This window comes from Pseudomonas kitaguniensis (assembly GCF_049199985.1).
GTDB lineage: Bacteria > Pseudomonadota > Gammaproteobacteria > Pseudomonadales > Pseudomonadaceae > Aquipseudomonas > Aquipseudomonas kitaguniensis.
This window is the reverse complement of record NZ_JBLZPT010000009.1, coordinates 101,331-127,118: the sequence shown is the minus strand read 5'-3', so window position 1 is coordinate 127,118 and position 25,788 is coordinate 101,331. Positions and strand designations below refer to the sequence as shown.

Genomic DNA, 25,788 nt, shown 5'->3' with positions numbered 1-25,788 from the left:
TCTTCGGAGTGCTCATGATTGCGGCTAAATGGTACGCCCAACTGGCCAGCGGGCATTGGTTCAGCCACTTGCCTGCCGAGCTTCAGGATAGTCTGTTGGCTGCGGCGCGCCTGCAGGTGCTGACGGCGGGGCAGGCGCTGTTCAAGCGTGGCGATTGCCCGTGCGGGGTGTACGCGGTATTGCAGGGCACCGTGCGTATCAGCGCGGTCAGCGCACAGGGCAAGGAAGCGGTGTTGAGCCTGGTTGAGCCGCCTCACTGGTTCGGTGAAATCTGCCTGTTCGACGGTTTGCCGCGTACCCACGACGCAATGGCCGTCGGCCCTTGCACGCTGTTGCAAGTGCCGCAGCCGGCGCTGCTCAAAATACTCGACAACCGCCCGGTCTATTGGCGGGACATGGCCTTGCTGATGAGCCACAAGTTGCGCCTGTCGTTGATCAACATCGAGCAGATGAGCCTGATGCCTGCAGCCCAGCGGCTGGCCCACCGGTTGTTGATGATCGCCGAAGGCTACGGCGAAACAACCTCGGCGCGGCGCGTGTTGCAGCTGCCCCAAGAGGACCTGGCCGCGATGCTCAGCGTGTCGCGCCAAACCACCAATGCCTTGCTCAAAGCGTTGCAGCAGCAGGGCATTGTCGACTTGAGTTATGGCGCAATTGAAGTGCTCGATTTACCGCGCCTGCGTGCTGCCGCAGGCGCCGCTTGAACTAGGAACCGCGATAGGTCGAGAAGCCGTAAGGGCTCAGCAGCAGCGGGATGTGGTAATGCTGGTCGGCCTGTTTGACCTGAAAAATTACCGGCACTTCTGGAAAGAACGTTTCGCGGTTGGCCTTCTTGTAGTAATTGCCGGTCTTGAACACCACGCGATACTCACCGGGGCTCATGCTGCGGTCGGCCGGGAACAGTTCGGCGATGCGCCCCTGTTGGTTGGTCACACCTTGGGACAGTGGCTGCCATTGGTCGCCCACCTGTTGTTCCAGGGTAACGCTGACACCGGCAGACGGCAGGCCATTCTCCAGGTTCAACACGTGCACGCTCAGCGGGTTGCCAGCGGCCATGGCCAGGTTGCACAGGCCGCTCAGGCTGAGGGCGGCGAGGGTCATGCTTAGCGTTTTCATCGAAGTCTCCATTAATGGGGGATCAAAGGGTGATTTTCAGGCCGATTTGCTCGGCGGCCTGCACCGCGCACGCCTCGGCCTGCACCGCGCACGCCTCGTCCTGCGCGGCGCCGCCGGCACCGGCGATGCCCAGGGCGCCGACCAGTTCTGCGCCTGCAAATAACGGCACGCCACCACCGAGCAACAGCAAGTGGGGCAAGCTGTTAAGGTTGGTTGACTCGGGGTTATTGCGGGCGCGCTCGGCGAACAAGCGGGTTGCGGTTTTTGTCGACAGCGCCGTGTACGCCTTGCGCTGGCTGGCGTCGCTGTTGTGAGGGCCGACGCCATCGGCCCGCAGGCTCAGCAACAGGTTGCCGCCACGGTCGAGTACGGTCAGCGCCGCGGTGCAATGGGCCAGGCCGGCATCGGCGAGTTGTTGCGCGGTGTGCAAATTCAAGTCGGCGTGGCGCGGTAATTGCGGCGCCGCCAGGGCGACGCTGCTGAGGCCAAGGCTCAGGCATAAAGCAATGCGAAACATGGTGAAACCTCCAAAAGGCAGGCGGCCACGTTAGCCAGTGAACGGCGTCAAAAGCCGAACAATTCAATGACAGGTTTGTAATCAAACCAAGAGGTAGGGCATGCAGGTGTTGTTAGTGGAAGACCAGCCGCAACTGGCGCGGCGCATGGCTCAGGGTTTGAGCGAGGCGGGCTTTGCGGTAGAAGTGGCGCCCAATGGCATGGCGGCGCTACGGTTTGTTGAAAGCAACGAGTACGACCTGGTGATTCTGGATGTGATGTTGCCGGGCCTGAATGCCTGGAAGTTGCAGCAGGCGATTCGATTGAAGGGCGACACGCCGCTGTTGTTTTTGACCACGCCGGACGGGATTGAAGACCGGTTGCGTGGGCTGGAATTGCATGAAGACGATTATTTGCTCAAGCCATTTGAGGACAAGGTATTGGTGGCGCGCGTGAGGAAGCTTTTGCGCCGCGATCGCGGGCGCTGATCACGGTTGTAGTGCCTGAGCCACCGCTATCGGGAGCAAGCCCCCCACCTTTGAAATATATCCACAGGTCAAAAATGTGGGAGGGCCGGTGCGACGATTCGACTTGCTCCCGATGAGGCCCTTACTGCTACCGCGACCCATCCCGAAACTGCCCCGGCGTCATCCCGGTCCAGCGCTTGAACGCCCGGTTAAAGCTGCTGGTATCGGCGAACCCGAGCAAATGGCTGATCTCGGCCAATGAACACTGCGGGTCGCGCAGGTGCAACAGCGCCAGATTTTCCCGACACTCATTGAGCAAGGCATCAAACCGGCAACCCTCATCCGCCAGATGCCGCTGCAAACTGCGCAGGCTCAAATGCAACGCCTGAGCGATCCGCTCGGCACTCGGTTCGCCGTCCGGCAATTGCGCTTCAATGGCTGCGCGCACTTTGCGCTCCCAGGTCAGCGGTTGCAGTTGGGCGAGGGTGCGCTTGAGCACGGTTTCGTTGTGTTCGGCCAACTCCGGGTTGGCGTCATCCAAATGGCTGTCGAAGTCGTGGGCGGCAAACTCCAGGCGGTCTTCTTCAGCGCCAAAGAATACCGGCGCGCGAAATACCGTGTGCCACGGCGTCGGATCATCAGGCTCTGGACGCCGCAAATACACTGCCAGCGGTGCGTAGGCCCGGCCCAAGCGGTTGCGGCAGGTGCGCACATAGATCGCCGCAAACGCATCAATCGCTTCCAGCGCCGGTGCCGGGCTGCCCGGCGGTTGCAGCAAGCGAAAGAGGTAACGCTCGCCCTCCCGGCTCAGCTCCAGCGTCAGCGCATCGCTGACCACCTGGTGATAACGCACGATGCGCTCGAACACCTCGCGCAAACTGCCGCTGGCCACCAGCGCATAACCCAACGCATGAAAGGTAGTGGGGCTGACAAACCGCGACACCCGCAGGCCGATCGCCGGGTCGCCGCTGGCCTGCACCGCCAGTTCCCACAGGCGCGTGGTCGCCGACAGCGGGTAGCGCGCGTTGGGGTCGTCCATCTGCTGCGGGTCGAGCCCGGCCTGCGCGCACAGCGCGGCGCTGTCGAGGCCCAAGGCATCAAGTTGCTTGCGCAGGGCGCGGGTCCAACTGGCGAGTGAAGTGGGTTCGGTCATGGCGATTGGCGCTTGCGGTCAACAGGTTGGCGTGTGGGGCTGATGCTCTGGCGCACCGCTTGGGCCAGGATGCATCCATCACTGCACAAGAGGATGGGAGCATGGACGGTACTTCTGCAAGTCCCCAACAGATGAACGCACACCAGCGTTCGGCGCGCATTCGCGAAGTGGTGCTCGCCGAAGGCGTGAGGTTGCGCCAGCAACACCCGTGGTTGCTGCATCAGGACGCGCTGGGCGCGGGCATCCTGGCGTTTGCGCTGCTCGGCATGCTCGGCTCGGCGGCGCTCTACATAACCGGGTACATGGCCTGGTGGGTGTGCCTCCTGCTGAACGCTTTTCTTGCCTCACTGACGCACGAACTGGAACACGACCTGATCCACAGTATGTATTTTCGCAAACAGCGCCTGCCGCACAACCTGATGATGGGCCTGGTGTGGCTGGCGCGGCCGAGCACGATCAACCCGTGGGTACGCAGGCACCTGCACCTTAACCACCACAAATTTTCCGGCACCGAAGCCGATATGGAAGAGCGCGCCATCACCAACGGTGAGCCGTGGGGTTTTGCGCGGTTGCTGATGGTCGGCGACAACGTGATGTCGGCGTTCATCCGCGTGCTGCGCGCCAAGACATGGGGCCACAAATTCAAGATCCTCAAGCGTGCGCTGCGGGTGTACGCACCGCTGGCGTTGCTGCATTGGGGCGCGTGGTATGTGTTCTTGGGCTTTCACGCGGCGCAGGGTATTGCGATGCTTATGGGCACGCCCATCGACTGGTCGGCCGGCACGTTACAGGTCATGCAGGTGATCGATATCGCCGCCGTGGTGATCATCGGCCCCAACGTGCTGCGCACTTTTTGCCTGCACTTTGTCAGCTCCAACATGCACTACTACGGTGATGTGGAGTTGGGCAATGTGATCCAGCAAACCCAAGTATTGAACCCCTGGTGGATGTGGCCGTTGCAAGCGTTTTGCTTCAACTTCGGCAGCACCCACGGCATCCATCACTTCGTGGTCAAAGAGCCGTTTTACATCCGCCAGATGACCGCCAGGGTGGCGCATAAAGTCATGGCCGAGATGGGCGTGCGCTTCAATGATTTCGGCACCTTTGCGCGAGCCAATCGGCTGCAGCCGCAGGTCTAGGTGCCGCTTCTGTGGCGAGCGCGGCTATTGCGGCGAGCGGGCTTGCTCGCGTTGCGCTGCGTAGCAGTCCCTGTCATGAACAATGCATGACTTCAGGCACTCCTCAGCGCCTGGTTTTCCACCGCCAGCAGGCTCTCGATCAACGCCTTCGCCGCAGCCGACAGGCGATCCCCCGCCCGGCTGATCACCCCGCAGCGGTTGTTCAAACTGTCCAGTGCAGGCGGCAGATTGCGCCAGTGCAACACGCGTAACTCGCCGCCGCCGAACGCCTGGGCAAAGGCCTCTTCGGACCCCAGACCGATAGCGTTCGACTGCTGCACCACGGTAGCCAGCGCAGCGAACAGCTCAAGCTCGACAGCCGGCGCAAAGTCGATGCGCCCGCTGAGGTTGGCGAGTATTTTTCGAATGCCGGGTGCGATCAGCGGGGTTGCCAGCGGGTAGTCGAACAAGTCGTTGGTGGACAGGCTGTCCTTGGCCAGCAGCGGGTGCCCGTCGCGGCAGAAAAACACCGTGCGGCGGGGCGTCAAGGCTTGGGTCTGGAAATTCGGATCAGCTTCGAAGTGACGCACATCGGCGATAAAAAACTCGATCTCTTCACGGTTCAGGCTGCGGCCGAGTCTTTCCCAGTTATCGACCTGCAAGCGGCTGCGTACCTTGGGGTAGGCGGTCATAAATCGCGCGATTGCCTGTGGCACCAAGTGCACTGCCGCCACCGCATCGCTGCCAAAACGCACCTCGCCAGCGTCAAGTTTGGTCATGCGCGTAACTTCATGGCTCAACAATGCCGCACCTTGCACAAGGCTCAACGCGTGTTGCAGCACCACCTGGCCTTCCGGTGTCGGGCGCAGGTCTTTATTGGCGCGGTCAACCAGCACGCAGCCCAGCTCCTGCTCCAGCCCCTGAATGCTGCGGCTGAACGCCGGCTGAGTGATGCCCATGGCATCTGCGGCGCGCACAAAACTGCGATGCTCGTTGAGCGCGATGAGGTAGCGCAGTTGGCGAAGGTCCATGGTGTGCCCGGCGTCCTTTAAAGAACCGGGATTTTAAGGTCAGCGCTTATTCCGTCAACAATGCTTTGTTGTTTTTTATAGATCTTAAATGCATATATATAGAGCGACCGAACCGAAAGTCCGGCCACGCCCGCCATCAACCCGCCCCGCCGTGCGCTTACTTCAACTTATAGGCCTTTGCCCCTCCGTTTGGCCTGCTTCCCAAATTACCGTAATTTTCTATTCGGCCATTCAGCACGGTGAAAACATGGTCGTTTTGGGCCATGACGCCAGGTACGCCATTGGCCAGTTCCTTTGCGCTGGTGCGCTGCACATAGTTTCTCAAGCCCAGGCGCTGCAGCCCTTCCTGGGTGTTTTCCCACGTGTCGAGGGTCTTCACGGCTGCGGCAAAACTGCGCGACGCGGTGCCGTCGTTGTTTTCCATCTGTGCCCGTTTGGCACTGACCGCGTACATGAAGTTGGCATCGTTAAGCATCTTCTGGTTGCTGCCTTTGAACCCTGAGTGGGCAGCTGCGTATTTAAGCTCAGCAGTGGTCACATGGAAGGTTTTGTTAGGCGCGTCTCTCATCTTGACGTCCACACCGTCTTTAGTTTGTTCGACGGACGCGTAGACCTCTTTCGGGCCGCCGAATCGTTGCATTGCCGCCTTGATGCCCGCGACGGTCACGCAATTCATGCTGCCTCGCTTCTGCGAGAATCCATTTATCAGCGCATCTGGCGTATAGGGTTTTCCGGGTTTTGGCGCGTTGTCTGGTAGGTCTTTGGGTGTGGGTTTCGCGTCTGGCGGCGTCTTCTTTTCATCCAACCCAGCCAACAGCGTTTCGATGGCGGTCACCATCGAGCGCACTAAGCTCAGCATCTCCTGCAGCGGCTGCTTGCCGTCGGTGGTGTCAGCTTTGGCGGTTGTTGAACTGGAGGCGGGGCTCTTTGAATTAGCCGGGCCAAAGCTAATCGACTGAGGCCCTTTCGTAGGGCGTGGCGCGCGGCGCGCGGGCGGTTGCGTGTCGGCCGGTGCGCTACTGGGCGGGTGGCCGTTGAAGGTGTTTATGATCAGGGAGTAGATATTCATGGGCTCTCCAGTCCAGTGCGCTCCGCCAATGCAGGAGCAGCCAGGCGTATTAGCGACTATGTGCCGACGTGCAAGCAGGCCCGCCGTATCAACCCTTGGTGGTTCCTGACGGTTTGGGGTTCCAGTGATGAGAGTGGGAAACGCGGACTTGGGCAGGCTGCCGGTTCTGACGTTTGAGCCGCCAATCGGCCGCAAAACCATGCTTTCCATGAATATTTTGTATGCCTCAAAGGCATCGACATTCAGCGTTTGTTCGCTAAGCCACGTAGTACGGGGCTTTGACGTTTCAGAATATTTCGCTTATTCGATCAGGGCATATATTTAACTTTAAAGGTTACTTTAAGAGATAAGCGTCTAGCCCCGATGATTCAGCCCTCGACGGCCTACCAGGCAGGCCTGTCGGTTTTTTTGTTTCAAAATCGTAGGGAGTGAATCAATGGGCAATGTCCAGACCGCCGCCAGTGCACCCGAGGCGCAGTGGCGCCAGGCACCGGGTGGTGAGTTGGTCGACCTTGGCCGGCAGCACCGCACGCCATTGGGGCAACTGCGGTTGCAGAAAACCCCGAAGCGCTTTTCGAGTCGCCGTGAAGGGATTCTGTTGGCGTTGCTGGTGTTGGCCCTGCACGGTGCGGTGATTTATTGGGTGAGCCAGAAACCGACGCCGGTGCTGCCGATTGTGCCGCCGGAAATTCCGCCGATGACTATCGAATTTTCCCGGCCGGCGCCGCCGGTGGTTGAACCGCCACCGCCTGTACCGCCACCGCCACCGCCCCCAGTGGTCGAGCCACCGCCGCCGGTGGTGGATGAATTGGCCGCCAAACCGGCGCCGCCAAAACCGATTCCAAAACCGAAACCCAAGCCGGTACCGAAGCCCGAGCCCAAGCCCGCACCGAAACCGGTCGAGCAACCGCCTGCGCCTCCAACGCCTGCACCGCCGGCGCCTGCGCCAGTAGCGCCGCCCGCGCCGGCGCCGGTGACTCCCGCGTCGGCCAACGCCGCGTACTTGAAGAACCCGGCGCCCGAATACCCTTCGCTGGCTCAGCGGCGTGGTTGGGAAGGCACGGTGTTGCTGCGCGTGCACGTACTGGCCAACGGCAAGCCGGGTGAGATCCAAATCCAAAAGAGCAGCGGTCGCCAGCAACTCGACGACGCCGCACTGACCGCCGTGAAGCGTTGGAGCTTCGTGCCGGCCAAGCAGGGCGATGTGGCTCAGGACGGCTGGGTCAGCGTACCGATCGACTTCAAGATTCACTAACTATTCGGCAGCGGTGTGTTGTGCACGCCGCGACCTGCACAGAGGGAAAACATCATGGCATTAGCATCTCCACTTGAATCCATCGAAAGCGCGGTGATCTGGCTGCTGGTGGTCTTTTCGGTCGCGACCTGGGGCTTTGCCCTGCTCAAAGGCCTGCAGTTCGGTCGCCTCAAGGCGCAGGATCGCAAGTTCCATAAACAGTTCTGGGCGGCGTCCAGCCTCGACGCGGCCGCTGAACTTGCCGAAACCCAGCCCGGCGCCGCCGCCCGTGTTGCACAGGCCGGTTATGCCGCGATTCAGGTCGGCGATGCGCCGCACGCGGCAGACCTGAGCCAGGCGATTAATCACCAGGACCGCCTCGAACGCGCCTTGCGCCAACAGATCGTGCGTGAACGCCGCTCCCTCGAAACCGGCTTGGCCGTAGTCGCCAGTATCGGCAGCACCTCGCCGTTTATCGGCCTGTTCGGCACCGTGTGGGGCATCATGGAAGCGCTCAAGGGCATCAGTGCCGCCGGTTCCGCCAGCCTCGAAACCGTGGCCGGGCCGATTGGCGCAGCGCTGGTCGCGACCGGCGTGGGTATCGCCGTCGCCGTACCGGCGGTGCTGGTCTACAACTACTTTTTACGCCGCCTGAAGCTGACCGCTGCTGACCTGGATGACTTTGCCCACGACTTCTACAGCCTCGCGCAGAAAAATGCGTTCCGCGTACTGCTGCATCCGGCGTTGACCAAAACCGCGGCTGCCAGCCCGCAAAAAGTCAAAGAGGCGTCTTGAGATGGCCTTCTCCACGCAAGACAGTGATGAGGTACTGAGCGAGATCAACGTTACGCCGCTGGTCGACGTGATGCTGGTGCTGCTGGTGGTGTTTATCGTCACCGCGCCGCTTTTGACCAACTCGATTCCGATCAACCTGCCCAAGACCGAGGCCGTGGCACCGGTCGAGCAGAAAGATCCGCTGGTGGTGAGTATCGACGGCGCTGGCAAGCTGTTCATCAACAAGGATGAAATTCAGCCGGGTTTGCTCGAGTTCAACCTGCAAGCGGCCAAGGCCAAAGACCCCGAAGTGCGAGTGCAACTGCAGGCCGATGATGGTGTGAATTACGGCGAAGTGGCGCGAGCCATGGCGTCTATTGAACGCGCGGGTATCACCAAGCTGTCGGTGATTACTGCACGATAGGTATGGGCAAGCTTCGAGCTTCGAGCTTCAAGCTGCAAGTTAGAGCGGATCTGCTTTTACTTGAAGCTTGCCGCTTGCCGCTCAAAACTGTTTTAGGCCGTCTCCTTGGCAGGGTGCGGCCTTTTTTTTGTTTGTAATTTAATGCATGTGTCCAGATGTTGTGATTGTAAGATGTTTATATATTTTTGGATGTTTCGTTGCGTGCAATTCGCGGCGATCTGATTATTCTGGTCGGCACACGGAGAAGTTCTATTAAAGGATAAATGGACATGGCTATACGCTTTCCTATTCAGGTAATACGCGAATTTGTTAACCCACCGGCACACGTGCCCGCTGTTGAAGAAACAAAAATTGTCGCCCCTTTGCCGCCCGGTAGATCAGGCCCCGCGCACCCACTCGCTCATGCGCGGTCAAGTTATGCCGAAAACACCAATCAAAACAGTCCCTCACAAAACACTGAATCAGCTGATGGCACCAGAGGCCAGGGCGCAGGACGTTTCGCACTCAAGCACAATGCCAATATCGATAACTATATACATCAGCACTTGGCCGATTTTGCTTCTCCAGAAAAAGCAATTGCAAACATGCTTGCGGAGAAAATAAAGCAGCGCTGGGGGCTCGACGTTGACCCGGATAAAACCTATCTGGTTACTTTCAAAAACAATGGTGACACCGAGAAGGATGTTGTAGAAAAAATTACGCTGACGCAGGCAGCGTTGAAAAACAGACAGGACGTGCCCATTGAAGATGATGAAGGGTGGTTTCGAAAAACCGCTCAGTATTTTTCACCGTTGATGTATGGCTATAACCAAATAGACCACTGGGTGAAGGCCGCGAACACTCGACAAGCTATTTATCAAGCGCCCAAGCCGCCCGCGTCATCTCCTTATACGTCGGCTACTAAAGTCGCTATACCCGTCGATGCGTTCAAAACACTGGTATGGGATACGGACAGGACCCAGCTTTATAAAAACATGCTTGACGGGTTTTGGGAAAAACACACGGCTACCTATGATTCACTGAGTAAAATTTCCTTTGTTAAAGCTATCAATCTACAACGTCTGGAAGGGACGCTTGGGCCTATCGAGGCGAAACTCGCCCAGCGAGCCCTGGGCGCTGCTGCACAGAAGGAATGGTCCGAGCTAACGGTTCAGGACTTTACCAACCCCGCCGTCAAAGACCCGGATCTGCACATCGGTTTACTGAGCATCTACGGCTCGCAGTCTGCGGACTTGATGTGCGTGACGGATAAGAAAACCCAACTGACATTGCTCTATATTCCAGGTAACTCCTCGCCGATACATCGTTTCGACAATCCAGAGCAAATGAAGAAGTGGCTGGCCAAGCAGGCTTCTGATCCCGTAAAGCGCGAATCGCTGTTGACGCACTTCTCCCTGAAGGATCAGGCGCACAAAACATTTTTCGAAGGGGTACGCCAAACCCTTGAAGGGCTGGGCGCCTGGTCCGATGCGCAGGAGCCAGGCAGCTCCTTTTTTGACAGGATCAATGACTGGTCGCCAGACCGCTACATCACCGTTGATGCAGTGAGTGGTGATCCTTTTCAAGAGGTGTTGGTTCGACAAAAAGCGCGCTCTTACTCTGATGCGGAAAATGCGATCGTCAGCGACAATGACTACACGAAGGACAAAATAGCTCAGGGCGTGGAAGAGGCGTTAAAAGTCGCAATGTTCATGACGCCTTTGGCAATGGTCATGCCGGAAGCCGCGATAGCACTGGATGTTTTCTATCTGGCAGCGGGGGCTACTCAGGTGGGCATCGGTATCGACGATGTCACCAAGGGGAAAGCGGCCGGCACTGACCGCATCGTTTTCGGCGTATTGAACGCGGTGCCGCCCTTGGTCACTCATGTAGGCGCGCCGCTTGCAAAAGCGCTGACAGCGTCAAGGCTGTTGAACCAAGTGTCGAGTGAGGGAGCAGCAGCCGGGGTTGAAGTGGGAGCCCAAGTGACCGCTCAAACCGGCGTACAGGAGCGCCCATTTTTCAACCCGCCTCAACGCGTTAACGGCAGAATCGGCTACCCGATGAGCCCTGTTTCGCCGCCCGTGATCGTTGAAGAATTCACAGTTCCCATGGACGATGTTCATAAGTTTGCCATGAACAAAAATAATATTTTTGTTAACGGCTACTCATGCCCAGTCAAGTACGACGTAGCGGCGGGCCTGTGGCGTGGACTTAACGAAGAAGGTCAGGTGAAGGATATTTTTTATTGGCGTGAAGGCGCCGATCAGTGGGCGTCCGGTACTAAAGCTGAAGCACTTGTGGGTAAGCGCAATGGACCTGTCTCCTTGACTCATAAAACGCTGAAGTTGCCGATGTTGCCGTCGATACCGTCAAACGCTACGCAGGTACCCAAGGTCATCCATTATTTTTGGGCAGGCAATGAGATGCCTGAACATTTGATCGAGAACATCATTGAAAACTCAAGAAAAAGTCCAGGGTATAAATCTATTGTTCACGTCGATGGCAACAATGAAAGTATTTTTCAGAAAATAAAGTCCGAATTGGACCACAAGGTGGGCGGCCTTGAAGTGCAGGACCTGCAAAAAGACGAAGCGTTTCGAGAACTGAGTGCCAGTAACTATGGTGAGATGTATCAGTATTTTCGCGCAGGGCAGGGGCAAAACCTCTCGGCTTCGTCGGACGTCATGCGCGTTGCACTGATCAAGAAATACGGTGGGATATACCTGGATACCGACGACACGCTCACCGTTAACGTGGGGAATGTCGTGCTGAACGCCGCGCCAAATGACATTTTACTGAACGGGCATGTGAAGTATGAGCCCGCGGATTTCAGCGGGTTTAATACCAGTAATTTTGCCAGCCACGCAGACAACCCGCTTCTCGCTGAGATTCTGGAAACGTCCTATCAGCGATATAAAGCTAACAAGGAATGGTTGAAGGCCAATCGGCCTTTACTCAGCAGTCATCCGACCGCCGCGGAAGAGCAGGTATTTAAAATTTATCAGAAGAAAATTTTCGAGATAACGGGGCCCAGCATGGTGAACGATGTCTTGCACGCATCAGAGTATGGCCTGTTACCGGTAAGTGAAGACTTGGTCGAGCTGATGAATGCCGACGTTAAACTCCCCGATGACTATCACCAACGACTGGGGCAGGCGTTGGCTTATTATGAACCGATGAGAAGCAAGTTTGGGGTGACCATTGGCGCAGAGGGGTCGATGAATCATTCTCGCTGACCCTCGGTCAGTTCCGCCTCCGATGGCTCGCTGTCGGGGGCGCAGTGCTTATGAGTGTTGGAGCGAAGTCGCCGGGCAAGGCATGGCGCGGTTTAAAGCGTGAATTCATTTTGGTTATTAATAAATTCTTTTTTATTCCTTATTGGGTGAGTGACTCCCCCCTATACTGGTCAGCAACGCTAAACGCTGCAGGAGGGCACACCCATGCACAGCGAGTCGATTCGTTATCTGATCGTGCCGGGCTGGCAAGGATCGCCAGAAGAACATTGGCAAAGCCATTGGCAGAACAGCCTGCCTAACAGTGCGCGCGTGGAGCAGGCCGATTGGCTGACGCCGCGTCGCGAAGACTGGGTGGCTGCGCTGGCCGAGGCGATTGCTGCCGACAGCACGCCGGTCATTCTGATCGCCCATAGCCTGGGTTGCATCACCGTCGCGCATTGGGCCGCCACCGCGCCTGTGCAGTCTTTACGTCAGGTGCGCGGCGCTTTACTGGTGGCTCCGGCGGACGTCGAACGGCCTGCCTGTTCGCCCGCGCTGCGCAATTTCGCACCGATTCCGGTTCACCTGTTGCCGTTTCCCAGCCAAGTGGTCAGCTCCGACAACGACAGTGCCGTCAGCGCCCCACGCGCGTTGGAACTGGCACGTCACTGGGGCGCCGAAGCGGGCATTTTGTCTGGCGCCGGCCATATCAATGTGAAGTCCGGCCACCAGCGCTGGGAGCAGGGTTTTGCCTACCTTTATCGCCTGCAAAACCGCCTTGAGCACCACGCCCGGCGTAGTGCCTGAATTTTTTCAACGCCCCGTCCCTAGTGGATTCGGGGCGGGAGCCTGCCATGAGTCATGACACATTCGGCCAGCCGCTGCTGACCTTCCCCGATGCCGAAAAAAGCCCGCTGAGTATCCGCGCCAAAGCCTTGGTGTTTGTCGACCCACGCTCGCGCAAGCTGCGCGAAGACCTGGAAAGCCTCGCGCCGCGTGCCTTGCCCGTGCTGATTCGCGGCGAGACCGGTAGCGGTAAAGAATTGCTGGCGCGGCATATCCACCGTGGCAGCGACCGCACCGGGCTGTTTGTCTCGGTTAATTGCGGCGCGATCAGCCCCACGTATGCCGACGCTGAACTGTTCGGCTACGCCGCCGGTAGCCACAGTGGCGCGGCCAGCAGCCGCGCCGGGTGGTTTGGCTCGGCCAACGGCGGCACCTTGTACCTGGATGAGATCGGCGACTTGCCGTTGCCGATCCAGGTCAAATTGCTCGCCGCCCTGGAAAACCACGAGGTCACTCGTGTGGGTGCTCATCAGCCCAGCCCGGTGGATGTGCGCCTGGTCGCTGCTACCAGCATCGACTTGGCGCAGGCGGTGGCGGTCGGCAAGTTTCATGAGCGGCTGTTCCATTATTTGAGCGAAGGCCGACTCGACCTGCCGGCGCTGCGCGAGCGCACCGGCGACATCTTGTCGCTGGCTGAATACTTCCTCGGCATTTACAGCCAGCGCCTGGATTTACCGGTGCCGCTGATCAGCGACGCCGCCCAACGCGTGCTGGAACACCACAGTTGGCCGGGCAATACGCGTGAGCTGGAAAACGTCATTCACTTTGCGTTGCTGGTCAGCAGTGGCGATGAGATTTTGCCTGAACATTTGAATTTGCCGACGGCGGGCTCAGCGCTGGAGCAAGTGCAGCGGATTTTCGCGAGTGCCAGCCCTGCTGAGCAGCAAACACTGCTTAAATTCCTGTATGAGCAAAATGGAATATCAACGTGAATAAAAGATATTGTTCGGGAATAAAAAATCTAGGTATTGTCCACCGCATGCCGCGATAGCACTTCGCTGGCACACCACAAAAACGGTCGTCAGAGACGCCCCGGAATTTCGATAAGGACACTGCATGAAAAAGGTTCTGTTGTTTACCGCACTGGCGGCTGCCCTGACTGCCAGCTTCGCCCAGGCCAATGAGAAACTGGTCGTGGCCGCGACCCCGATCCCGCACGCCGAGATCCTTGAACTGGTCAAACCGACCCTGGCCAAAGAAGGCGTGGATCTTGAGATCAAAGTATTCACCGACTACGTGCAGCCTAACGTGCAAGTGGCCGAGAAGCGTCTGGACGCCAACTACTTTCAGACCCTGCCGTACCTGAAAAACTTCAACGAAGGCAAAGGCACCAACCTGGTCACCGTGATCGGCGTGCACGTTGAACCCTTCGGCGGCTACTCGAAGAAAATCAAGAAAATTGAAGATTTGAAAGATGGCGCTACTGTCGCCATCCCGAACGAAGGCTCCAACAGTGGCCGCGCGCTGTTGCTGCTGCAAAAGAATGGTCTGATTACCCTGAAAGACCCGACCAATGCCTTGGCCACGCCAAAAGACATCGCCAGCAACCCGAAGAACCTGAAATTCAAAGAGCTGGAATCGGCCCTGCTGCCGCGCGTACTCGACCAGGTTGACCTGGACCTGATCAACACCAACTACGCGCTGGAAGCTGGCTTGAACCCAGCGAAAGACGCGCTGATCATCGAAGACGCCAAGTCGCCGTACGTCAACTTCCTGGTGGCTCGCCCGGACAACAAAGACAGCGACGCAATCCAGAAGCTGGCCAAGGCGCTGACCAGCCCGGAAGTCAAAGCCTTCATCGATGCGAAGTACAAAGGCGCGGTAGTGCCTGCGTTCTGATGTAACTCAAAACCCCCTTCAAGGTTTGAACGCCGACGGCTACCACAGCGTCGGCGTTTTTTTATGCCTGGATCAAAAACACTTTTTTTGTGGGAGCGGGCTTGCTCGCGATGCAGGCACCTCGGACCCTCAGGTACACCGAGTTGATGCCATCGCGAGCAAGCCCGCTCCCACAGTTGACTGCGTTCTGCATGGGAGATGGGTTGGGGCAAGGGGGTTATCTGTTTGGGTGATATGAATATGCTATTTGGGTATTTAAATTTTACTTTTTATACCTTTAAAGTTCGCGCTACCCGGCGTTACCCACGCCGGTTCGTATTGCGCTCGCTGCATACCCTTGCGGCGTCATGGACCCCAGATGACCTTCGATTTCGCATTTATCCTCAGCACCTTGCCGGCGTTTCTCAACGCCGTGGGGGTGACGCTGCAAGTCGGCCTGATCGCCATTGCCACCTCCTTGCTGGTGGCGCTGATCAACGCGTCGCTGCTGGTGTTTCGCACGCCGTACCTGTCGCGCCTGGTGGCGGTGTACGTGGAGCTGGCGCGGAACACGCCGCTGCTGATCCAACTGTTCTTCGTGTATTTCGCCTTGCCGGCGCTGGGTTTCAATATTTCCGGCTTCTGGGCGGCGATCATCACCCTGACGTTTCTCGGCGGTGCTTACCTCACCGAAGTGCTGCGCGCAGGTGTGGAGGCGGTGCCGCTGGCGCAGATCGAGTCGGGCAAGTCCATCGGCTTGTCTGACTGGCAACTGCTGCGTCACGTGATTCTGCCCCAGGCCGGCATCCTCAGCCTGCCGGCACTGTTTGCCAATTTCATCTTTCTGCTCAAGGAGACCACCGTGGTTTCCGCCGTGGCGGTGCCGGAGATTCTCTACACCACCAAGAGCTACATCGCGCTCTACTACAAAACCTACGAAATGCTCGCCGTGCTGACGCTGATTTGCGTGCTGTTGTTCTTGCCGCTGTCGCTGCTGCTCAGCCGCCTGGAAAGGAGGCTCCAGCATGGCCAGTTCGGGTCTTGAATTGTTGTGGGTGTCGTTGCCGCAACTGGGCAAGGGCGCTGCGCAAACCCTGTCTATTTCGTTTTTGAGCATTGCCTTCAGCACCCTCGGTGGCGTGCTGTACGGCGTGCTGCGCACCTTGAATAACAGGCTGATCAACACAGTATTGCGTGTCTACCTGGAGCTGTTCCGGGCGATTCCAGTGCTGGTGTGGTTGTACTTGCTGTTTTTCGGCCTGCCGATTTTCTTCGGCCTGAGCATTCCGAGTTTCTGGTGCGCAGTGCTGGTGTTGTCGTTGTGGGGTGCCAGCGAGGTGGGCGAAGTGGTGCGCGGCGCCTTGCATTCGCTGCCGCGTGGCCAGCGTGAAGCCGGGTTGTCGATCGGCTTGTCTGGCCCGCAGTTGTACGGCTACGTGTTGCTGCCCCAAGCCCTGAAACGCATGACGCCGCCGACCATCAACGTCTACACACGCATCATCAAGACCAGCTCGCTGGCGGTGCTGATCGGCGTGGTGGACGTGATCAAGGTCGGCCAGCAAATCATCGAGCGCACCTACGAATCAGTGTTGATCTACGGCGCGCTGTTCCTGTTTTTCTTCTTTATTTGCTACCCGTTGTCGGCCGCCTCCAAGGTGCTGGAACGGCGCTGGGCCCAAGCATGAGTGCATTGATCGAGTTTCAGGGTTTCAACAAATTCTTCGGCGACCAGCAGGTGCTCAAGGGCATCGACCTGAGCGTGCAAAGCGGCGAAGTGGTGGTCATCCTCGGCCCCAGCGGTTGCGGCAAAAGCACGTTGCTGCGCTGCCTGAACGGGCTGGAAGTTGCGCACAGCGGGCACCTGCGCTTTGCCGGCAAGGAGCTGTTGGATAAGAGCACCGACTGGCGCCGAGTGCGCCAGGACGTGGGCATGGTGTTCCAGAGCTATCACCTGTTCCCGCACATGAGCGTGCTCGAGAACATTTTGCTCGGCCCGCTGAAAGTGCAAAAACGCGAGCCTCGCGAAGCCCGTGCCCAAGCGGAAACACTCTTGCAGCGCGTCGGCCTCGCCGACAAACGTGACGCCTTCCCGCGTCAGTTGTCCGGTGGGCAACAGCAACGCATCGCGATTGTCCGCTCGTTGTGCATGAACCCGCAGGTCATGCTGTTCGACGAAGTCACCGCAGCCCTTGACCCGGAGATGGTCAAGGAAGTGCTGGAAGTGATTCAGGGCCTGGCCCGCGATGGCATGACCTTGCTGATCGTCACGCATGAAATGGCCTTCGCCCGCGCGGTCGCCGACCGCGTGGTGTTTATGGAGGCCGGTCGCATCCTCGAACAAACCACCCCCGAAGAATTCTTTACGAACCCGCAAACCGCACGCGCGCAGCAGTTTCTGGAGAAGTTCTCCTTTGTTTCAACACTGCCCAAAAAAACCAAGGAACTGGAGCTGCCATGAAAAAATTACTGCTGCCACTGTTTGCCGTCGCCTTACTGGCCGGCTGCGACAAGAAGGCCGAAGAGCCGGTCAAACCTGCCGCCGCTGTGAGCTACCTCGACAAAATCAAAGCGCGCGACAAGCTGATCGTCGGCGTATTCACCGACAAGCCACCGTTCGGCTTTGTAGATGAAGCCGGTCGTTACGTTGGTTTTGATACCGACATCGGCCGCCAATTCGCCAAAGACCTGCTCGGCGATGAAAACAAAGTCGAGTTTGTCGCCGTGGAGCCGGCCAGTCGTATTCCGTTCCTGCAGAGCGACAAGGTTGACCTGATCCTTGCCAACATGACCGTAACCCCTGAGCGCAAGGAAGCGGTGGACTTCACCAACCCCAACCTGAAAGTCGCGGTGCAGGCCTTGGTACCGCAAGACAGCTCAGTGAAAAGCCTGGATGACCTGGCCACCCGCACCACCATCGTCACCACCGGCACGACCGCCGACATCTGGCTGACCAAGCACCACCCGGACTGGAAACTGCTCAAGTTCGAGAAGAACTCCGAGTCGCTGCAAGCACTGTCGGCCGGGCGGGGCGATGCGTATGCACAAGACAACCTGGTGCTGTTCAGCTGGGCCAAGCAGAACCCGGGCTACCGCGTGCTGGAGGAGAAACTCGGTGATGAAGCGCCGATTGCGCCAGCGGTGAAAAAGGGCAATATCGAACTGCGCGACTGGGTGAATGCCGAGTTGGCGAAATTGGGTGAGGAGAAGTTCCTGCTCAAGCTTTACGATCAATATGTGCGCAAAGAGCTGAGCGACGAGACCAAGCCCGAGAGTGTGATTGTTGAAGGCGGCAAGTGGCAGGGCTGATTTTGCGCTGACTGTTCTACCGCTATCGCTAGCAAGCCCGCTACCGCCTTTGAGTGTGTTCACAAATCAAAATGTGGGAGCGGGCTTGCTCGCGATGCGGCCCTTACAGGCGCCACCTACTCAGGCCAATGCCAGGCCGGCGCATCCAAAATCACCTGGCCCACAATCCGCGTCTCGCCCATCACCTTCTCCAGCACAATCGAATTGCACGCCTCATCCTGCTGCAACGCCGCAATCAAGCGGCTGGCATGCGACACCACCCACACTTGGCATTGCCGGGATGCCTGGATAATCAAGCGCGCCAACGCCGGCAGCAAATCCGGGTGCAGGCTGGTTTCCGGCTCGTTCAGCACCATCATCGTCGGCGGCCGTGGCGTCAGCAGCGCTGCGATCAGCAGCAGGTAACGCAGGGTCCCGTCTGACAGTTCCGCTGCGGATAACGGGCGCAGCAAACCTTCCTGATAAAACTCAATCGCAAAACGCCCGCCCTGCAGCGGTTGGATGTTCAGGTGCGCCCCCGGAAATGCATCGCTCACCGCCCGCTGTAATGCCGCCGGGTCGCCGATTTCGCGGATGGTTTGCAGGGCCGCCGCCAAATCGCGCCCATCGTGATGCAACACCGGCGTGCGCGTGCCTAATTGTGGTTGGCGGACGGGGGCATCCACATCGCTGCGAAAGTGGTCATAAAAGCGCCAGCCACGAATGCTTTCACGCAGCAGCAATACCTCGGGTGAGCCACGCAGGCTGCCGACCTGATCGAACAGGCTATGGTAGTTCGGTGTGTGCTGGGCCAATACATCCCAGCTACGGCCTTCGCGCGCCCGAACCATCGGCCCGGAGCGCTGCACCAGCAGGCTGGCCGGGCGGTAAACGGGACCGGCCCAGATGCATTCCTTTTTCACTTCCGGGTCCAGCGAGAAACACGACTGGCTGGGTTCGGGCATTCCCAGGGAAATGGCGTAGCTGAAATCTTCCCCCGCAAACCCCAGGCGCAGGCGTTTGACACCGTTGCGCACGATGGGCTCCACCGGCACGTCGCGGTTGTGCATGCGCCGGCTGATGGTTTCCGGCCCGGCCCAGAAGGTCGAGTCCAGCCCGCCTTCACGCGCCAGGGCATTGATCACCCCGCCCTGAGCGGTTTCGGCCAGCAGGCGCAGGGCGCGGTACAAGTTGGACTTGCCGCTGCCATTGGGCCCGGTGACCAGATTCAACCGGTCCAGCGGTACCACCAACTTATTGATCGAGCGGTAATTGGCCACCGCGAGGGTGTTCAGCATGGGAGAGTTCGCGATTAGAGGGAGGTTGCATGTTAACCGCGTTGACACAGAGGGTGGATGTCGCAAATATCCTGAGTCTCTTGGCGTAGAACAGCTATAACGTGGAACCCTGATCTACGCTCACAGTCGCATACACACTGGCAAGTCGGCATCACGCAAAAGGAGCCTGCATGGGCGGTCGCACTTCGATATTTTTATTCAGCCTTGGCTTGTTGGCGCTGCTCAGCGGCTGCGGCGAGGAAAAGGCCGAACCCAAGGCGCATTCGCGGGTATTCGTGCAGACCGTGCAGCCGGTGGATTTCGCCGCAGCCGTGACCTTGACCGGCGATATTCAGGCCCGCGTGCAAACCGACTTGTCGTTCCGTGTGAGCGGCAAGATTATCCAGCGCATGGTGGATGTGGGCGACCGCGTCACCGCCAGGCAAGTGCTGGCCAAGCTCGACCCCAAAGACTTGCAGACTCGCGTCGATTCCGCCCAGGCTCAGGTGGTGGCCGAGCAGGCGCGCGTCAAGCAAACCGCCGCCGCGTTTGTGCGTCAGGAAAAGCTCCTGCCCAAGGGTTACACCAGCCGTAGCGAATACGACACTGCGCAAGCCACGCTGCGCAGCAGCCAAAGTGCCTTGGCCGCCGCGCAAGCCCAATTGGCCGATGCCCGCGAACAACTCGGTTATACCGCGTTGATTGCCGATGCTCCCGGCGTGATTACTGCGCGCCAGGCCGAAGTCGGTCAGGTGGTGCAGGCCACCGTGCCGATTTTCAGCCTGGCCCGCGATGGCGAGCGCGATGCGGTGTTTAACGTGTATGAATCGCTGTTGATGCAGCCGCCGCCGAACGCGCCGATCACCGTCAGCCTGTTGGATAACCCGAGCATCAAGGCGCAGGGCAAAGTTCGCGAAGTCACGCCCGCCGTGGCCGCGAATACCGGCACCGTGCAAGTCAAGATTGCCTTGGCGGCGTTGCCCGACGGTATGCGGTTGGGGTCGGTGGTCAGCGCCACCGCCAACGGCCCGGCCAAATCGAGTATCGAGCTGCCCTGGTCGGCACTCACCAAAGACCTCAACGAACCCGCCGTGTGGTTGGTGGACGCCGACGGCAAAGCGCAACTGCATAAAGTCAGCGTGGTGCGTTACCTCACCGGCAAAGTGATTATTGGCGACGGCCTCAAAGGCGGCGAAAAAGTCGTGGTGGCCGGTGGGCAATTACTGCACCCCGGCATGCTCGTCGAGATCGCCCAGCCGCCGGATCAGGCTCAGGCCCAAGGAGTGCAGCCATGAAGCACCTGACGGCTGTGATCGCCGCCAGCCTGGTGCTGGTCGCCTGCTCCAAGCAAGAGGCGCCGCCCGAGCTGGTGCGCCCGGTGCTGTCGATGGAAGTCAAAGCCGAAGACCAGGAAAACCTCGGGCGCTTCGCTGGCACCCTCCAGGCCCGCTACGAAAGCAACCTGGGTTTCCGCGTGCCGGGGCGTATCGCCCGCCGCGCGGTGGATGTGGGCGCGCAAGTGGAGAAGGGCGCCTTGCTCGCGGTGCTCGACCCAACCGACCAACAAAACCAACTGCGTTCGGCCCAAGGTGACCTTGCCCGCGTGCAGGCGCAGTTCATCAACGCCCAGGCCAACGCGCGGCGTCAGCAGGAATTGTTCAACCGCGGCGTCGGCGCCCAAGCCCAGTTGGACGTGGCCCAGACCGACCTGAAAACCACCCAGGCCACCCTCGACCAAGCCAAAGCCTCGGTCAACCAGGCCAAGGACCAACTCAACTACGCCGAACTGCGCACCGACCACGCCGGCATCGTCACTGCCTGGAACGCCGAGGCTGGCCAGGTGGTCAGCGCCGGTCAGCAAGTGGTGACCCTGGCGCGCCCGGACATCAAGGAAGCGGTGATCGACCTGCCCGCCGGACTCGCCGAGCGCCTGCCCAGCGATGTGGTGTTCAAGGTCGCGGGGCAACTCGACCCGAGCGTCAACACGACTGCCATCGTGCGCGAGATCGAACCCCAGGCCCAAAGCGCTACGCGCACTCGCCGCGCACGCCTGACGTTGACCGAGACGCCAGCGGCGTTTCGTTTGGGCACGGCGATCAGCGTGACCCTGAGTTCGGCCATCGCGCCACGCATCGAGGTGCCCCTCAGCGCGTTGCAGGAAGTGGACGGCAAAACGCGTATCTGGCTGCTCGACACGCAAAGCCAGACCGTGCAGCCGCGTGACATCAGCGTGATCAGCCGCGACGCCGACAGTGCCGTGCTCAACGGCGGCGTCAAGGCCGGCGAACGCATCGTCACCGCCGGTGTGAACAGCCTGAAACCCGGGCAAAAAGTCAAAATCGACGAGGGCAGCCCGCGATGAAAGGGAGTTTCAATTTATCCGACTGGGCGCTCAAGCATCAGTCCTTCGTCTGGTACCTGATGTTCGTCGCGCTGCTGATGGGCGTGTTCTCGTACATGAACCTGGGCCGTGAGGAAGACCCCTCGTTCACCATCAAGACCATGGTGATCCAGACCCGCTGGCCGGGCGCCACCCAGGAGGAAACGCTCAAACAGGTGACCGACCGCATCGAGAAAAAACTCGAAGAGCTCGACTCCCTCGACTACGTGAAAAGCTACACCCGGCCGGGCGAGTCCACGGTGTTCGTGTTCCTCAAGGACACCACCAGCGCCAAGGCCATCCCCGAGATCTGGTACCAGGTGCGCAAGAAGATCGACGACATTCGCGGCACCTTCCCGCAGGGTTTGCAGGGGCCGTCGTTCAATGACGAGTTCGGTGACGTATTCGGCTCGGTGTATGCCTTTACCGGCGACGGCCTGTCGATGCGCCAGTTGCGCGACTATGTTGAGCAGGTGCGCGCCGAGATCCGTTCGGTGCCGGGGCTGGGCAAGGTCGAGATGATCGGCCAGCAGGACGAAGTGATTTACCTGAATTTTTCCACGCGCAAACTGGCGGCCCTGGGGGTTGATCAGCGCCAGGTCGTGCAAAGCCTGCAGTCGCAAAATGCGGTGACGCCCGCCGGTGTGATCGAGGCTGGGCCGGAGCGCATTTCCGTACGCACGTCGGGGCAGTTCGCCTCGGAAAAAGACCTGGCCAACGTCAACCTGCGGCTGAATGACCGGTTCTATCGTCTGGCCGACATTGCTGATATCACCCGTGGCTACGTCGACCCGGCGCGGCCGATGTTCCGCTTCAACGGCAAGCCGGCGATTGGTTTGGCCATCGCCATGCAGAAGGGCGGCAACATCCAGTCATTCGGCAAAGCCTTGCACACGCGCATGGACGAGTTGACCGCCGACCTGCCGGTGGGTGTCGGCGTACACAAGGTCTCCGACCAGGCGGAAGTGGTCGAAGAGGCCGTCGGCGGTTTTACCAGCGCGTTGTTTGAAGCGGTGATTATTGTGTTGGTGGTGAGCTTTATCAGCCTCGGCATGCGTGCCGGGCTGGTGGTGGCGTGCTCGATTCCGTTGGTGCTGGCGCTGGTGTTTGTGTTCATGGAATACAGCGGCATCACCATGCAGCGGGTGTCGCTGGGTGCCCTGATCATTGCCCTCGGCCTGTTGGTGGACGACGCGATGATCACCGTCGAGATGATGATCACGCGCCTGGAAAAAGGCGAAACCAAAGAACAGGCCGCGACCTACGCGTACACCTCCACGGCCTTCCCGATGCTCACCGGTACGCTGGTCACCGTTGCGGGCTTCGTGCCGATCGGCCTCAACGCCAGTTCGGCGGGCGAATACACCTTCACGCTGTTCGCGGTGATTGCCGTGGCGATGCTGGTGTCGTGGGTGGTGGCCGTACTGTTTGCGCCGGTGATTGGCGTGCACATCCTCAGCACCAACGTGAAACCGCATAACAACGAACCGGGGCGCATCGGGCGTGCCTTCAATGGCGGCATGCTCTGGGCCATGCGCAACCGCTGGTGGGCGATCGGTATCACCGTGGGGCTGTTTGTGGCGTCGGTGTTCTCGATGCAGTTTGTGCAGAACCAGTTCTTCCCGTCGTCGGACCGCCCGGAAGTTCTGGTGGACCTGAACTTGCCGCAAAACGTCTCGATCAACGAGACGCGCAAGGCCGTCGACCGCCTTGAAGCGATCATCAAGGACGACCCGGACATCGCGCGTTGGAGCACCTACATCGGCCAGGGCGCGATTCGTTTTTACCTGCCCCTCGACCAGCAACTGGAAAACCCTTACTACGCGCAGTTGGTGATCGTCAGCAAAGGCCTGGAAGAGCGCAGCGCGTTGATTGCGCGCTTGCAAAAACGCCTGCGTGAGGACTTCGTCGGCGTCGGCAGCTATGTGCAGCCACTGGAAATGGGCCCGCCGGTGGGGCGCCCGATCCAGTACCGCGTGTCTGGCAAAGACACCGACCAGGTGCGTAAACACGCCATTGAGCTGGCGACATTGCTCGATCAAAACACCCACTTGGGCGAGATCATCTACGACTGGAACGAGCCGGGCAAAGTGCTGCGGGTCGACATCGCCCAAGACAAGGCGCGGCAACTGGGGCTGTCGTCGGAAGACGTGGCGCAGTTGATGAACAGCGTGGTCAGCGGCGCCTCGGTGACCCAAGTGCATGACGATATTTACCTGATCAACGTGGTCGGCCGCGCCGAAGACGCCGAGCGTGGTACGCCGGAAACCTTGCAAAACTTGCAAATCGTTACGCCCAACGGCACCTCGATTCCACTGCTGGCCTTCGCCACCGTGCGCTATGAACTGGAGCAGCCACTGGTGTGGCGTCGCGACCGCAAGCCGACCATTACCGTCAAGGCCTCGGTGCGCGATGAAATGCAGCCCACTGACCTGGTGAAACAGCTGGCGCCGACCATCGAAAAATTCGCCGCGGGTTTGCCGGTGGGTTACAAGGTCGCCACTGGCGGCACCGTCGAAGAAAGCGGCAAGGCCCAAGGCCCCATCGCCAAAGTGGTGCCACTGATGCTGTTCCTGATGGCGACGTTCCTGATGATCCAACTGCACAGCGTGCAGAAGATGTTTCTGGTGGCGAGTGTCGCGCCGCTCGGCCTGATCGGCGTAGTGCTGGCGTTGATCCCGACGGGAACACCGATGGGTTTTGTGGCGATCCTGGGCATCCTCGCGCTGATCGGCATCATCATCCGCAACTCGGTGATTCTGGTGACGCAGATCGATGCCTATGAGAACGACGGCTACACGCCGTGGGACGCGGTGGTGGAAGCCACCGAGCACCGGCGTCGACCTATCCTGCTCACCGCAGCGGCAGCCAGCCTGGGCATGATCCCGATTGCGCGCGAAGTGTTCTGGGGGCCGATGGCTTACGCGATGATTGGCGGAATCATCATTGCGACCTTGCTGACGTTGCTGTTCCTGCCGGCGCTCTACGTGGCCTGGTACAAAATCCGCGAGCCGAAGAAAGACCAGCAGGAACAACACAGTTAAACATGTAGGTGGTTCAGCCAGCCTATCTGGTGACTGGTGCACCGCTATCGCGAGCAAGCCCGCTCACACATGGGGAGTGTATGGCAGTTAAACATGTGGGTGGTTCAGGCAGCCTATCTGGCGACTGGTGCACTGCTATCGCGAGTAAGCCCGCTCCCACACTTGGAGTGTGTGGCAGTTAAAAATGTGGGTGGTTCAGTCAGCCTATCTGGTGACTGGTGCACCGCTATCGCGAGCAAGCCCGCTCCCACACTTGGAGTGTGTGGCAGTTAAAAATGTGGGTGGTTCAGCCAGCCTATCTGGTGACTGGTGCACTGCTTTCGCGAGCAAGCCCGCTTCCACACTTGTGGGAGGGGGCTTGCTCCCGATAGCGGTCTATCAGTCACTGAAGTATTGGCTGATACAGCGCATTCGCGAGCAAGTCGGATCTACGCTTTGCGCCACACGCTGGCCAGCCACGGTTGTTGCTCACGCGGCAACCCCGCTGGCCGGTAGTAATGCTCCAACGCTTCAAACCCGGCATCGGTCAGCAGCGCCTGCCATGCCTCAACATCGTGATAAGACCCATACCGCGGTCCATTCCAGCCTTCCTGGTTTTCACCGCGAGGGTTGGAACTGAACAGCACGCCGCCCGGCTTCAACGCCCCATGCAGTTGCTTGAGAATGCGCGGCAATTCCTGCTTGGGGATATGAAACAACACCGCATTGGCAAACACCCCGTCAAAGCGCTCGGCAGGCAGGTCCAGCTTCAAGAAGTCTTGCTGCAACACCTCGCAGCCACTGTCTTCGCGCGCCATCTGCGCAAAGCGCCCCGAGCCATCAAGCCCCACGGCGACATGCCCCATGCGCGTAAACGTCTGCAAATCCCGCCCCGGCCCACAGCCGAAATCCAGCACGGTAAACGGCGCCGAACCCCGGATGTGCCGCAGCAGTGCGTCGATGTTCTGGCTCACATCGTGATCGCGGGTGCCTTCACGGAAATCCTCGGCCACCTCGTTGTAGTGGCCGAGGGTGGTGGAGGTGATCTGGTCGAGGTCGTCGGGGGCGAGTTTCATGGCTA

At 59.4% G+C, this 25,788-nt stretch carries 24 protein-coding genes; 17 read left to right on the top strand and 7 right to left on the bottom strand.

What is annotated here, in order from left to right:
* Nucleotides 1-14 precede the first annotated feature (14 nt).
* Nucleotides 15-704 carry a Crp/Fnr family transcriptional regulator gene (locus ACOZK9_RS13920; RefSeq protein ID WP_421556037.1) on the top strand — a complete coding sequence of 230 codons (690 nt, stop codon included), beginning with the start codon at nucleotides 15-17 and terminating at the stop codon, nucleotides 702-704.
* A gap of 1 nt (nucleotide 705) precedes the next feature.
* Here the strand turns inward: ACOZK9_RS13920 and uraH are convergent, their stop codons facing one another.
* Both uraH and ACOZK9_RS13910 read right to left on the bottom strand, forming a co-directional pair.
* Nucleotides 706-1,116: a hydroxyisourate hydrolase gene (uraH, locus tag ACOZK9_RS13915; protein WP_421556036.1), complete on the bottom strand. Its 411-nt coding sequence runs from the start codon at nucleotides 1,114-1,116 to the stop codon at nucleotides 706-708.
* A 22-nt stretch (nucleotides 1,117-1,138) separates the two neighbouring features.
* Nucleotides 1,139-1,633, bottom strand: a complete 495-nt coding sequence (locus ACOZK9_RS13910) for a GlcG/HbpS family heme-binding protein (protein WP_421556035.1) — start codon at nucleotides 1,631-1,633, stop codon at nucleotides 1,139-1,141.
* 100 nt (nucleotides 1,634-1,733) lie between these two features.
* Here ACOZK9_RS13910 and ACOZK9_RS13905 point away from each other — a divergent pair, with 100 nt between their 5' ends.
* Entirely contained in the window at nucleotides 1,734-2,099 is a 366-nt protein-coding gene (locus ACOZK9_RS13905; RefSeq protein WP_058413042.1) for a response regulator, read from the top strand.
* Nucleotides 2,100-2,226: 127 nt separating this feature from the next.
* On the opposite strand, the gene ACOZK9_RS13900 is transcribed toward ACOZK9_RS13905, so the two are convergent.
* A complete protein-coding gene (locus tag ACOZK9_RS13900) occupies nucleotides 2,227-3,231 on the bottom strand; it encodes an AraC family transcriptional regulator (protein WP_421556034.1) in 1,005 nt (334 codons plus the stop codon).
* 101 nt (nucleotides 3,232-3,332) lie between these two features.
* On the opposite strand from ACOZK9_RS13900, the gene ACOZK9_RS13895 reads away from it, so the two are divergent.
* Entirely contained in the window at nucleotides 3,333-4,370 is a 1,038-nt protein-coding gene (locus ACOZK9_RS13895; RefSeq protein ID WP_421556033.1) for a fatty acid desaturase, read from the top strand.
* Between the two features lie 92 nt (nucleotides 4,371-4,462).
* On the opposite strand, the gene ACOZK9_RS13890 is transcribed toward ACOZK9_RS13895, so the two are convergent.
* Together ACOZK9_RS13890 and ACOZK9_RS13885 are read right to left on the bottom strand one after the other, a co-directional pair.
* Nucleotides 4,463-5,380, bottom strand: coding sequence for a LysR family transcriptional regulator (locus tag ACOZK9_RS13890; protein ID WP_421556032.1), 918 nt, complete (start codon nucleotides 5,378-5,380; stop codon nucleotides 4,463-4,465).
* Nucleotides 5,381-5,537: 157 nt separating this feature from the next.
* Entirely contained in the window at nucleotides 5,538-6,449 is a 912-nt protein-coding gene (locus ACOZK9_RS13885) for a hypothetical protein (protein ID WP_421556031.1), read from the bottom strand.
* A 436-nt stretch (nucleotides 6,450-6,885) separates the two neighbouring features.
* On the opposite strand from ACOZK9_RS13885, the gene ACOZK9_RS13880 reads away from it, so the two are divergent.
* From ACOZK9_RS13880 to ACOZK9_RS13830, 11 genes are all read left to right on the top strand, one after another.
* Complete coding sequence (locus ACOZK9_RS13880; protein WP_058413047.1) at nucleotides 6,886-7,704, top strand: energy transducer TonB; 819 nt, start codon at nucleotides 6,886-6,888, stop codon at nucleotides 7,702-7,704.
* Nucleotides 7,705-7,755: 51 nt separating this feature from the next.
* Nucleotides 7,756-8,478, top strand: a complete 723-nt coding sequence (locus ACOZK9_RS13875; RefSeq protein WP_172979325.1) for a MotA/TolQ/ExbB proton channel family protein — start codon at nucleotides 7,756-7,758, stop codon at nucleotides 8,476-8,478.
* A 1-nt stretch (nucleotide 8,479) separates the two neighbouring features.
* Nucleotides 8,480-8,881: an ExbD/TolR family protein gene (locus ACOZK9_RS13870; RefSeq protein ID WP_058413049.1), complete on the top strand. Its 402-nt coding sequence runs from the start codon at nucleotides 8,480-8,482 to the stop codon at nucleotides 8,879-8,881.
* Between the two features lie 269 nt (nucleotides 8,882-9,150).
* The gene (locus ACOZK9_RS13865; RefSeq protein WP_421556030.1) at nucleotides 9,151-12,099 is read left to right on the top strand and encodes a dermonecrotic toxin domain-containing protein; all 2,949 of its coding nucleotides are present in this window, start codon (nucleotides 9,151-9,153) and stop codon (nucleotides 12,097-12,099) included.
* Nucleotides 12,100-12,303: 204 nt separating this feature from the next.
* The gene (locus ACOZK9_RS13860) at nucleotides 12,304-12,885 is read left to right on the top strand and encodes an alpha/beta hydrolase (RefSeq protein ID WP_058413051.1); all 582 of its coding nucleotides are present in this window, start codon (nucleotides 12,304-12,306) and stop codon (nucleotides 12,883-12,885) included.
* Nucleotides 12,886-12,932: 47 nt separating this feature from the next.
* Nucleotides 12,933-13,856, top strand: coding sequence for a sigma 54-interacting transcriptional regulator (locus ACOZK9_RS13855; RefSeq protein WP_421556029.1), 924 nt, complete (start codon nucleotides 12,933-12,935; stop codon nucleotides 13,854-13,856).
* Between the two features lie 124 nt (nucleotides 13,857-13,980).
* Entirely contained in the window at nucleotides 13,981-14,763 is a 783-nt protein-coding gene (locus ACOZK9_RS13850; protein ID WP_058413053.1) for a MetQ/NlpA family ABC transporter substrate-binding protein, read from the top strand.
* 358 nt (nucleotides 14,764-15,121) lie between these two features.
* On the top strand, nucleotides 15,122-15,787 hold the full coding sequence (locus ACOZK9_RS13845) for an amino acid ABC transporter permease (protein ID WP_421556028.1): 666 nt from the start codon (nucleotides 15,122-15,124) through the stop codon (nucleotides 15,785-15,787).
* Complete coding sequence (locus ACOZK9_RS13840) at nucleotides 15,768-16,427, top strand: amino acid ABC transporter permease (protein ID WP_058413055.1); 660 nt, start codon at nucleotides 15,768-15,770, stop codon at nucleotides 16,425-16,427. The genes ACOZK9_RS13845 and ACOZK9_RS13840 overlap by 20 nt, the downstream gene beginning before the upstream one ends.
* Complete coding sequence (locus ACOZK9_RS13835; RefSeq protein WP_421556027.1) at nucleotides 16,424-17,200, top strand: amino acid ABC transporter ATP-binding protein; 777 nt, start codon at nucleotides 16,424-16,426, stop codon at nucleotides 17,198-17,200. Before ACOZK9_RS13840 ends, ACOZK9_RS13835 begins: the two co-directional genes overlap by 4 nt.
* Nucleotides 17,197-18,048: a transporter substrate-binding domain-containing protein gene (locus ACOZK9_RS13830; RefSeq protein WP_122250370.1), complete on the top strand. Its 852-nt coding sequence runs from the start codon at nucleotides 17,197-17,199 to the stop codon at nucleotides 18,046-18,048. Before ACOZK9_RS13835 ends, ACOZK9_RS13830 begins: the two co-directional genes overlap by 4 nt.
* A gap of 116 nt (nucleotides 18,049-18,164) precedes the next feature.
* On the opposite strand, the gene ACOZK9_RS13825 is transcribed toward ACOZK9_RS13830, so the two are convergent.
* The gene (locus ACOZK9_RS13825) at nucleotides 18,165-19,325 is read right to left on the bottom strand and encodes an AAA family ATPase (RefSeq protein ID WP_421556026.1); all 1,161 of its coding nucleotides are present in this window, start codon (nucleotides 19,323-19,325) and stop codon (nucleotides 18,165-18,167) included.
* Between the two features lie 170 nt (nucleotides 19,326-19,495).
* On the opposite strand from ACOZK9_RS13825, the gene ACOZK9_RS13820 reads away from it, so the two are divergent.
* From ACOZK9_RS13820 to ACOZK9_RS13810, 3 genes are read left to right on the top strand one after another with little or no spacing between them, the layout of a single operon-like run.
* A complete protein-coding gene (locus ACOZK9_RS13820; protein ID WP_058413059.1) occupies nucleotides 19,496-20,599 on the top strand; it encodes an efflux RND transporter periplasmic adaptor subunit in 1,104 nt (367 codons plus the stop codon).
* Entirely contained in the window at nucleotides 20,596-21,666 is a 1,071-nt protein-coding gene (locus ACOZK9_RS13815) for an efflux RND transporter periplasmic adaptor subunit (protein WP_421556025.1), read from the top strand. Before ACOZK9_RS13820 ends, ACOZK9_RS13815 begins: the two co-directional genes overlap by 4 nt.
* The gene (locus tag ACOZK9_RS13810; protein ID WP_058413061.1) at nucleotides 21,663-24,728 is read left to right on the top strand and encodes an efflux RND transporter permease subunit; all 3,066 of its coding nucleotides are present in this window, start codon (nucleotides 21,663-21,665) and stop codon (nucleotides 24,726-24,728) included. The genes ACOZK9_RS13815 and ACOZK9_RS13810 overlap by 4 nt, the downstream gene beginning before the upstream one ends.
* Nucleotides 24,729-25,156: 428 nt before the next feature.
* On the opposite strand, the gene ACOZK9_RS13805 is transcribed toward ACOZK9_RS13810, so the two are convergent.
* Nucleotides 25,157-25,783: a class I SAM-dependent methyltransferase gene (locus ACOZK9_RS13805; RefSeq protein ID WP_152750463.1), complete on the bottom strand. Its 627-nt coding sequence runs from the start codon at nucleotides 25,781-25,783 to the stop codon at nucleotides 25,157-25,159.
* Nucleotides 25,784-25,788: the final 5 nt, after the last annotated feature.